The sequence below is a fragment of the Holdemania filiformis DSM 12042 genome (assembly GCF_000157995.1).
Lineage (GTDB): Bacteria > Bacillota_I > Bacilli_A > Erysipelotrichales > Erysipelotrichaceae > Holdemania > Holdemania filiformis.
Genome location: NZ_GG657558.1, coordinates 255361 through 265784, shown reverse-complemented (window position 1 = coordinate 265784; position 10424 = coordinate 255361). Strand labels below are relative to the sequence as shown.

Here is a 10424-nt window from a genome sequence, read left to right as displayed (position 1 = left end):
AGGTATTTATAGTACACTTCACTTAGATGAGGGATTTCATGATATCAAAGCGATATATATTCCAAGAGGATTAAAACTAGGTATTGCAATTACAATAATATCTTTAATAATTATGTTCATTTGGCTAAGGATGAATGAACTTTGAATCAATATTTGGAGGAGCGTAAAAATATGTTAAGTAAAAGGAATAAATTAGTATTATTAAGTGCAATTATAATTTTAATAAGCTTAATTATATTCTCACCCTACTTAATTAATAATATGCCATTGACATACGGGACTGATATAAAACCACAATGGTTTGAGTTTTATACTGAATTTAAGAATCTGATAATACAGTTTTTTGAAACAAAACAATTACCTTTTTACTCATGGAATTTATTTTTAGGCAATAATTTCTTTGCTTCTAAAAGTTACTACTTGATGGGGGATATATTTAGTTATATAGGTTTGTTAATCCCTTTAAATTTTTTTGACGTTGCTCAAGTATTAGAAGTAATAAAATTTTTAGTTTCAGGATGGACAATGTATTATTTGCTAGGATGCTATAAATTTAATTCTAAAGTTAAATTAATTGGTTCTATTGCTTATACATTTAGCTCTTGGGCAATTTTTTATAGCGGGCAATTATCTTTTCTTTCGTTCTATTGTTGGATGCCATTATATTTTGCGTCCATAGAATTATATTTACGAAAAGGAAAAAAGCTGATGTTTCCTTTTATTTGCATGATTTTGTTATTCACAAATTTTTATTTCTTTTATACACTATCTTTCTTTTACTCCAATTTATTATATCTACCGCTATAGCTTGTTAAAAGATAATTTTAAAAATTTTATAAAAGATACCCTAGTTTTAATTGGTTGTTATTTGCTAGGTGTTTTTATGACCGGTGTGTTAACATTGCCGACAATGGCATATATTCTTCATAATGACCGTGTTGGTCAATTTTCTTTGAAACTGTTTTTTGAACAACCAAGTATTTATCTTCACGAATTATGTGCTCGGTTAGTACCGAATTATATCTATATTTATCGAACTAACGTTTTTGAAACTACTGCTCATACAACTAGAGAGCTATGTTTATATAGCGGAACTTTAACCGCTGTTTTGCTACCGCAAATTTTTTCGGATAAAGATAAAAAATTCAGAAAAGCAACTTTAATATTCTATATAATTTTGAATTTATTTTTGATATTCCCATTTTTAAGTTCAATGGCTCATGGTTTTAGTGATCCAACTTTTCGATGGACAATGATATTAATCCTTGTTCAAATTTTAACTGTGTGTCATTATTTGGAAAATATCAATCAATTAAATACTAAAAATTTAAAGATAACAATGGGTATTTCGATCTTTGTATTAATTGCAGTTATTCCGTTGACTGTGATCCTTTCAAAAGGAAATACAATATCTGCTTATAGAAATCAAATATTGCTGTTTTTATCTGCTATTATTTTTGTGGTTATAAATACGTGGCTTTTATTAAATAAAAAATCTTATATATGGTTCTTAACGGTGTTGTGTATTGAATATTCCATTTCAGGATTTACTTTATATTATTCTCGGATGCGCAGTGAAGGAATAACTTATGATTTTATTAAGTCTGCTACGCATGTTCTACAGGATAAAGATCATGAATTAAATTATTTTTTAGAGAATATTGAACCTGTTAATTCACTACAGTATTATAGAACTTATATTCCTTTAGAGTCAATCTATTGGGATTTTAGTCATAACATGAGTTTAATGGTTCAATTACAAGGAACAATGACTTATGATTCAACATATGCACCAAGTTTTAACAAAATGAAAGAAATTGCTCCAGAAGTGAAAGACTATGATTCTGAATGGATTTTTAATATTAAAAATCCGGATATACTTCAATTTTTAAGTGTAAAATATGCAATTGTCACCAATCCTTCAGAATTGCCTGAAGGACTGAGCTGGCGTTTATTAACTGATAATTATAGATCCGGATTATTAGTTTATAGAAATGATGATTACCGCTCCTTGGGAACTACTTATAATCAGATAATTACTTATGAAGAGATTGAATCTACAAAATTAATTACTCATTTATCAGATATCGTTGCATGTGAATCGAGCGATTTAATGGAAATTCAGAACATGATGAATTCTAATCATTCTGTTGAACTTGAAAACATAGCTCATCAGGGAAATTATCTTACGGGTACCTGCAACACAGATGAGTCAAGTTTTCTTGTCTTATCACTACCTTATGACAAAGGATGGAAAGTCTTTGTAAACGGTCAAAATGTAAAAACATATTCTGTTAATGGTGGTTTTGTTGGATTTGGAGTTGAAGTGGGTAATAATCAAATTGAAATGTATTTTACACCTGTAGGCTTTAAACAAGGAGCAATAATATCTTTGATTGGAATTATGGGGTATGTTGCATTAATTGTTTATGAAAAATTAAAAATCAGAAATAGTAGGAGATATAAAAATGAGCAAAGTATTTAAAAAGCGGCCTTGGATTTTATTGATTATTCTCCTTTCTTGTTTAGCAGGCAGTATCATCCTTCCATATATTCTTACAGATACGCCATTTATGCTGGGGTGGGATATGCGGACCCAATATAGTTCTTTCTATGAAAATCTTAAAACAATGTTCTTAGAAATGAAAAATACAGGTTCACTTCCATTTTATTCTTGGTCTGCATTCCTGGGTAATAATTTCTGGGGGAGTAAACTTTTCTATTATCATGATATATTTGATTATTTATCATTATTGATTTTTCCTAATTTTGATTATAATCGAGTTATTATGCTACAGACTTTTGTGAAACTGGGAATTGCAGGGGTTTGTTTTTATCGCTATTGTCAATATCATCATTATTCCAGTTCTACAAGCATTATTGGCTCATTGTTATTTGCGTTTTCTTCGTATTCATTAGAAGCGTTAAAAGATCCATTTTTCCTGTCATTTTATATTTTTATCCCACTATATTTTCTGGCAATAGATCGGTATTTGATTGAGAAAAAGAAAATAGGATATATCTTAATTACTGCATTTTTAGCGATTACAAATTACTATCACTTTTATTCACTTAGTGTTTTCAGCGTTATTTATTTTATTTATAGATATTCATGTTTGCATAATACATTGAAAGGCTTTTTTAAAGAAGCAATCCCTTTAATTGGTGCTTATATTATCGCTGTTTTACTTGTAGGATTTGCATTAATTCCTGAGTTTTTTAATATTCTTACGAATCAAAGAATTGGAAATTCTTCTGCTTTCTTATTCTATGATAGTATAAAGACATATTTTTACATTTTATCCGGTTTGTTTTTTCCATCAAGTATAATTATCAATCGCACCAATGAATTTTCGTCAATCTATACTTATGTTTCTGATAATAACACCGTATTATATGTATGCCTTTGGGCAGGATCATTTTGTTCTCTATTGATTCCGCAAATATTTTCAAAAAAAGGAAAGAACAAAAATACTATAATCTTTTTATTGGTCAATTTATTAATCCTGATAATACCGTTTGGTTCTTCGATTATGCATGGCTTTAGTGAACCGGCTTTTCGTTGGTTACAATTTCCTTTGTTTGTTAATCTTACTTTGATTCTGCCTTATTTAGATGAAAATCAACTTATTAATAGAAAATGTTTGTTCTTGTCTGTTTTATTTATATCTTTGATCCTTCTTTTAGGAACACCTTTATTAGGAATTTTGTGTAATATTCCTTTTCAAAAATATAGCCGCGAATATAGTTTAATATTAATTGCTTTACCTTTTTTATGGATAGGTTATTTTGTCTTGTTAAAAGGAAAAAAATGGATATTTATTATTTTCACTTTCGTTGAGGTGTTATTTGTGTCTTATATGTCAGTGTATTCTAACAGTTATTATCGACAATTTACAAAAGAAACAATTCAAGGCGTTACTCACGTACTACAGAATCGCAACGATTTGAATCAATATCTTTTAACATTAGATGCGAAAAATAGTGAACAATTCTATCGTATTTATGTTGATCCTAGTGCTGTTTATTGGGATTATTCTACGAATTTAAATTTAAATTTTAATGTTATGGGATTGATGACATATGATTCCACAGTATCTTCTTCAATTGTAGATATGAATCGTATTGCTGATATTGAGTCCTATTTACCATGGTCTTATGAAATCAAAGATCCCTATCTGATAGATTTTTTATGCACAAAGTATGCGGTGGTTACAGATATTTCACAACTTCCTCATAAGGATTTTAAACAGGTAGGGGAGTTTAACTATCTTTTAATATTTGAAAATCTGCATTATCAAAATTTTGTCCGAACTTATCATAGTATAATAACGCTGAATCATGAAAATATTCAAAGCGAAGAGATATTAAATACTGTAATATGTCATGAAGAAGATCTTGATCAGTTGGAAAATTTAATTAATTTATCAGGAAATGTAGAATGTACCTATATCAATCGTCAATCAAACCAGATCTATGCAGGAATTAATTCTTCCGATTCAGAGTTTGTATCAATACCTATTCCTTATGATGAAGGCTGGAATATTGAAATTAACGGAGAAAAAATTCAATATTATTCAGTGAATGGAGGCATGATTGGGTTTTCTGTTCCGAAGGGGTATAGTGAAATTCATATGATTTTTATCCCACAAGGTTTTAAGATGGGAATGGTGGCAAGTTTAACCGGTGTTCTTTTACTGATTATTTTAGTTATAGCCGAGAAAATTCAAAAGAAAGTAAAAAAGCAGAACTTGTAATCTGCTTTTTATCATCTGTGGGCTAATTCATCTTCAATCATATCTATTGTGCGTCGAAAACCATCTTGTATGGAAATAGTAGGTTTCCAGCCTAAAGCTCTCAGCTTTTGGGTAGATATATTTATGTAGGTAGTTACCTTATTTTCAATATAAGCGGAATTTGTCTCACGGTTTTTCTTATAAAACCTAATATTTCTATCTGGAAAAGCTTTGATTATTTCTTGCGCTAGTTCTTTGATAGAAACGAAACATTCATCATTTGCCATATTGTAGGCTTCTCCGGGAAGTCCGTGAGACAATAAAGTAAGACAAGCAGAAACCAGGTCTAGTACATAACAAAAAGCTCGTTTTGCTTCTCCGGTTGATTTCATAACAATCTGGTTATTTTCAATTACAGATTTAACAAATTCGCTAAATACGCGTTGATCATGATGATAATCTAATGTTGGACCGTAAGTATGAAAGATTCTTAGGCAAGTAACAGGGATTTGGTATTGTTCATAATATGATTTGCAAAGAGTTTCACCCATCCGTTTGCTTTCGCTATAACAACTACGGATATCTAACGGATCAATTGTACCCAATGTGTTTTCTGTAATAAGCTGTGAATTAGAAATTTTACCATAAACTTCAGCGCTTGAAAAATATAAAAAATGCTCAATTTTTTTCTTGCGAGCTAATTCAAGAAGATAATAAGTGCCCAAGATATTGGGCAGTGCAACATCAACTGGATTAGTTTTGTAATACTGAGGATCTGCCAATGATGCAGCGTGAATGATATAGTTGATATTTTCTTCAGTTCTTAAAGGTGTGTTTAACTCTGAAACTAAACATTGAATATTTTTATTTAATTTATTACCAAACAATAATTCAACTTTTTTTAAATTACGAACGATAAGCAGTATCCTTAAATTTAGATTTTTCTCTGCATTTAAATAAATAAAGTATTCTGTTAAATACCGGCCAAGCATTCCTGTTGCCCCGGTTATAAGAAGTGTTTTATTTCTTAAGAACTCATAATCTAAATTCTGCGAGACTAATTCTTGAAAATCAGTAGTTAAGTCCATGATATCCTCCCATAAAAACAAGCTATAATATATTATATAGTATAACTACTTTTGTTTCGACTAAACTTTAATTTTCTAAAGCTTATTTTAGAAACTTGCATAACATTAGGTTAAAGGATAAAATAAGAAAAGATTTATTGAGGTGAAATTATGAAATATCTTGTGGGCAGTGTATATCCAATTCTCTTAATACTGATCGCTGTTGTTTTATGGCATAATGATAAAATCAGGGAAACAGTAAAAACTAATAAAAAATCTATTTTGCTGTTTCTTTTATTCAATTTCGTAATGATTAATGTTATGTTATTTCTTCATTTGCGACAAGAACAGTTTATTGCCTATTGGGATTTTGGCGGCTTTTGGCGTAAATCAGTTGAATTTAATCAGATGATGGATCGAAGTGTAAAAGAAGCCATGGATAACCTTTGGTTTTCTTTGAACTATTCAGAATACTCATATTTACCCGAATGGTTCTTATATCTGCCTACGCAGTTATTAGGAAGCTCTTATCCGCGGTTTATTTTAGCTATGTTTAATAGTTTTGTGCTTCCTGCTAATTTAATATTGTATATTTTTAGCTTGATGCTTTTAGGTGATAAACAATCAATGCTGAAAAAAAGCTTTCCTGGGATTGTTTATCACTACCTTTGCGGGTAACTTATATTCCATGGTTTTCGGATATATCGGCAGTGCAGGTTTACCTTTTATTACCAGTATCTTGCTATTAGTTTATGCAGGCGGCTTAGATACATTTGACTGGAAAAATAATGTCTTTATTGGGATATCTATGATAATTCTATTATTAGTTAGACGATGGTTTGCTTATTGGATTGTAGGTTTCTATATTGCTTATACTTTAGCATATTTAATAAAGGAAGGGTCTGCGCACTCTCTTACAAAGTCAAAAATAAAAGTACAATTTATGAATATGCTTGTTTGCGGCATCATTCCATTAACCATACTATTAACTTTATTCTTCCCTTTATTTAAAACAATCACAACTTATAACTATGCTGAAGCATATTCTGTAGCAAAGGTTGGTGGAGCTGCTTATGTTATTGGCTGGTTCATTCAATTTTACGGTTGGCTTTTAATCATTTTGCTAATCATCGGGTTCTTTTATGGGATTAAATCGAAAGAACATCGTCTAATTACTTGTTTATGTGTTATCCAAACATTAGTTGCTGTCATTTTATTTAATCGTGTACAAAGCTTTGGATCTCATCATTATTACATTATTAATGGCCCTGTGATGATTCTGATGATTTTCGGTTTAAAGAAGGTTCTTGATTGTTTATCTGATAAGAAGAGTGCTGCACTTCTTGCTGCTTCTGCCTGCTTAATTTGTATAAATTTTTCAAAAACAGTGGTATTTGGTAAAAATCCTAAAGTTGATGTATTCTTAGATAAATTAAATGTGTTGATATCAGCACCTTTTCCTGATTTGAGAATCCGTAATGATCTTGATCAAATCCGAAATATGGCAGAATTTTTAGATAAGACGCCTAATGAATATGAATACGTATATGTTTTATCTAATTCTGTATTATTTAACGATGATATGTTAAGAAATGCCTTTTTTCCAGAGAAGAATGAAGGGGTTGCAAATTTGTTGGTTGCTGATGCTTATGATTACCGCGATGGAATACCCGCTGATTTTTTTCAGTATTACTATATTGTTGTTGCGGATCCTATTCAACTTCAATTTGGTGCAGAAAATCAGAAATGTGTCAGTATATTGGCAGAATTTATGCTGAATTCTGAAGAGTCTGGTCCTTATTATCGTATAATTAGAGAATATGATTTAGACAATGATGTGCATATCAATATTTATCAAAGGGTAGAACAAGTTCCAAATGAAGTGCGAAAAGAAATTAGTGATCGCTATCGTAGCTTCTATCCTAACAATCCAGAGCTGTACGAATTTAATATGTTATCTTGAGTAGAAAGCATGGTTTTAGAGTTAATAAGGGGGACCATAACTCCTGGATCAATGTTATTCAGAAGGTGTTAAGTTTATGAAATCTAAAGAAAACATTTATTCTTTAAAAATACTTGGACTTTTTTTGTTAGTAATTATCATTCTTGTCCTAATTTTTTTAGGTTGCTATGTTGAGAACAAAGGAGTGTATATTTTTCCTGGTGATTCTGTTGAACAAATGTATCAATTCTATCTAGGAGGCTGGGAAAGAATTCACGCTGGTACTTTATCTCAATTTGATTGGTCATTAGGTGTTGGCGGAAATATAATGGCGTATGTTTATTATTTTCTAACAAGTCCGTTTTTCTATATAACCTTGTTTTTTCCTAGAGAAGGTATGCAGTATTTGATGTTAAATTTAAATAGTTTAAAAATATTTCTGCTATTTATAAGTACTTATTATTGGGCAAGTAAAATCACTGGAAATAAAAATTCAAAGATAATCGCGAGCTTTATTATAACTTTTTCAGGCTGGGTATTCTTTTATTATGCATACAATATGTTTTTAGATGCATTTATTTTATATCCTTTAATTTTAGGGTTGACTGAAGAATATTTAAAAAATAATAAGTATGTGGCTTTAACGTGTTGCATCGGAATTTTAGGAATTATAAATTATTATTTTTTATATATGTTTCTTCCCTTCCTTTGTGTTTATGCTTTAATTCGGTATGTCAACGTGAATCAATTAGGCTTTAATTTCAAGTTAATGATTAAAGTCGGATTAAAGTTTGCAGGAATTATTTTACTGGGAATTTGCTTAAGTGCTGTAATTTTGCTTCCATGCGGATTTCTCGTTATGCAAAATAATCGATTTATGACTAATGAAATTAGTTATTTTGATACAATTGGAATCAATGAAATTGTGTATTTTTTCAGCACTTTGTTTACACCTGTATTTGAAAGATTTAATGCCAGTTATCTTATTCCGGAACATACGCATGAATTTATAGGGTGGGGCGGAGGTTGTAGCCTATTTGCCTTTATTATTAAACCACTCTTACTTCCTTTAGTGTTCTGCTTAAAAGATAAATACAAAAGGAACAGCTTAGTTATTAGTTATTGTATGTTACTTCTATTACTTAATTTTCAATATGGGTGGTATTTATTGCAACGCTCTATAGATACTCGCTGGCTTTATATGTTTTTGTTTGTTGATGCGCTGGCTCTTATTGAAATTAATGAAGAATTAGAAGATAAGAGGTTGAATTCGAGGAAGTTGATTTTTTCCTTTATGATTTCTGGTAGCGTGATTGCTGTCTTATTATTGAATATGCTTTATCATCACTATTGGCCTAGAAAACAAATGATTGAAGTAGGCGTGGTATCGGTGTTGATGATTATTTTTATGATGTGTTATGTTGTTTACTATAATTCAAGAAAAAAGGAAACTTGGTTCCTACTAACGATTTTGACTTTGGAGGCAATTGCATCAGGAAGGATATTTGTTGCTTATAATTATGGAATTGACCATACTTTTTTTGAGCAACCAGAACAGTCCACTGAGGCTATAGAGTATATTAAGCGTATTGATCACGGTTATTACCGTATTCTATATGGTTCAGAATCATATCAAATCCCGGGAGCGCCAGGGGCGTTTGTTATTACAACTCCCAATGAACCATTTTCAAAAAATTATCCAGGTTTTTCTTTTTACAATACAATTTATAATACAGAGACATCTGATTATTATAATAGGACTAGTCCAAATTGGTTTGTATCTGAAGCTATGGGGAGAAATAAAATTTATAATTTACTGTCTGCTAAGTATTGGATTACTTATGACTATGAAAGTCAGATTCCTGATGATTATGAATTACTTTATAAAGATAAAGATACAGGATTTTCAATTTATAAAAATCCATATTTCTTAGAACTTGGTAAGACTTATGATAAAACAATTAATAAAGAGTTTTTTGATTCCTTGCCTGTTTTGTTGAAAGATCGAATTATGCTAGATTATCTCGTTACTGAGGAAAGCACTAATTTTGAATATGAATTAAATGATAATTTTATATTTTTGGGACAATTGCCAGAGTGCAGTACAAGAGAATTAGTTCTAGAAGATCCGATTTCAAACGGGAATTTGTATGTAGTTAATTATGGTGTAACCGAAATAATCATATCATTATATAATGATAACGAGCTTTTAAAAGTTTATCCGTATAGTCAATATAATTATGTCGACTTAAGAATCGACGATAATATGGAAGTGAATAGAATTGTAGTTGAAGGTGGTAATTATTCAGGTGTTGCCGCTTTTATGGATGTTTACTTTGAGCCGAATGATGGAAGCTACGACCAATGGTATCAACAGACTCAAAAAGAGAAGTTCGAAAATGTTTTATTTAATAACGATTACATAGCTGCAGATATCAATTTAACGGATGAACGATATATATTTACATCCATTCCTTATGATAAAGGTTGGAAAGTTTATGTGAACGGCGAGAAGGTGCCGTATGAGAAAGTGAATTTAGGATTTATCGGTCTACGCTTAGGAAGCGGTAATTATCATTTGGAATTTCGCTATGAAATCCCATATTTAAAAGTAGGTGCAATAATTTCGCTGGGTTCTTTAATGATTCTAATATTGCTTTCGATGAGAAATTCAAAAAA

At 30.3% G+C, this 10424-nt stretch carries 6 protein-coding genes and 1 pseudogene; 6 read left to right on the top strand and 1 reads right to left on the bottom strand.

Translation table 11 applies throughout. From position 1 onward, the window contains the following. Nucleotides 1-171: 171 nt before the first annotated feature. From HOLDEFILI_RS20540 to HOLDEFILI_RS11795, 3 genes and pseudogenes are all read left to right on the top strand, one after another. A pseudogene (locus tag HOLDEFILI_RS20540) lies at nucleotides 172-2008 on the top strand (YfhO family protein); the annotation flags it as partial. A gap of 105 nt (nucleotides 2009-2113) precedes the next feature. Beyond that, entirely contained in the window at nucleotides 2114-2485 is a 372-nt protein-coding gene (locus HOLDEFILI_RS20535) for a YfhO family protein (protein ID WP_425268580.1), read from the top strand. Then, nucleotides 2469-4757 (top strand): YfhO family protein, encoded by a 2289-nt coding sequence (locus HOLDEFILI_RS11795; RefSeq protein ID WP_006059945.1) that lies wholly within the window; start codon nucleotides 2469-2471, stop codon nucleotides 4755-4757. Before HOLDEFILI_RS20535 ends, HOLDEFILI_RS11795 begins: the two co-directional genes overlap by 17 nt. A gap of 11 nt (nucleotides 4758-4768) precedes the next feature. Here the strand turns inward: HOLDEFILI_RS11795 and HOLDEFILI_RS11790 are convergent, their stop codons facing one another. Next, the gene (locus tag HOLDEFILI_RS11790) at nucleotides 4769-5824 is read right to left on the bottom strand and encodes an NAD-dependent epimerase/dehydratase family protein (RefSeq protein WP_006059944.1); all 1056 of its coding nucleotides are present in this window, start codon (nucleotides 5822-5824) and stop codon (nucleotides 4769-4771) included. Nucleotides 5825-5974: 150 nt separating this feature from the next. On the opposite strand from HOLDEFILI_RS11790, the gene HOLDEFILI_RS11785 reads away from it, so the two are divergent. The 3 genes from HOLDEFILI_RS11785 to HOLDEFILI_RS11775 form a co-directional block, all read left to right on the top strand. Continuing rightward, nucleotides 5975-6481 (top strand): hypothetical protein, encoded by a 507-nt coding sequence (locus HOLDEFILI_RS11785; RefSeq protein WP_006059943.1) that lies wholly within the window; start codon nucleotides 5975-5977, stop codon nucleotides 6479-6481. Beyond that, complete coding sequence (locus HOLDEFILI_RS11780) at nucleotides 6456-7766, top strand: hypothetical protein (protein WP_156788923.1); 1311 nt, start codon at nucleotides 6456-6458, stop codon at nucleotides 7764-7766. The genes HOLDEFILI_RS11785 and HOLDEFILI_RS11780 overlap by 26 nt, the downstream gene beginning before the upstream one ends. Before the next feature lie 76 nt (nucleotides 7767-7842). Then, on the top strand, nucleotides 7843-10424 hold a 2582-nt coding region (locus tag HOLDEFILI_RS11775; protein ID WP_006059941.1), incomplete at its 3' end, for a YfhO family protein.

Bases quoted from the DNA above. Each gene is read 5' to 3' on its own strand.
- HOLDEFILI_RS11795 (WP_006059945.1), top strand. From the start codon at position 2,469: ATGAGCAAAGTATTTAAAAAGCGGCCTTGGATTTTATTGATTATTCTC.
- HOLDEFILI_RS11790 (WP_006059944.1), bottom strand. From the start codon at position 5,824: ATGGACTTAACTACTGATTTTCAAGAATTAGTCTCGCAGAATTTAGAT.
- HOLDEFILI_RS20535 (WP_425268580.1), top strand. From the start codon at position 2,114: ATGGAAATTCAGAACATGATGAATTCTAATCATTCTGTTGAACTTGAA.
- HOLDEFILI_RS11785 (WP_006059943.1), top strand. From the start codon at position 5,975: ATGAAATATCTTGTGGGCAGTGTATATCCAATTCTCTTAATACTGATC.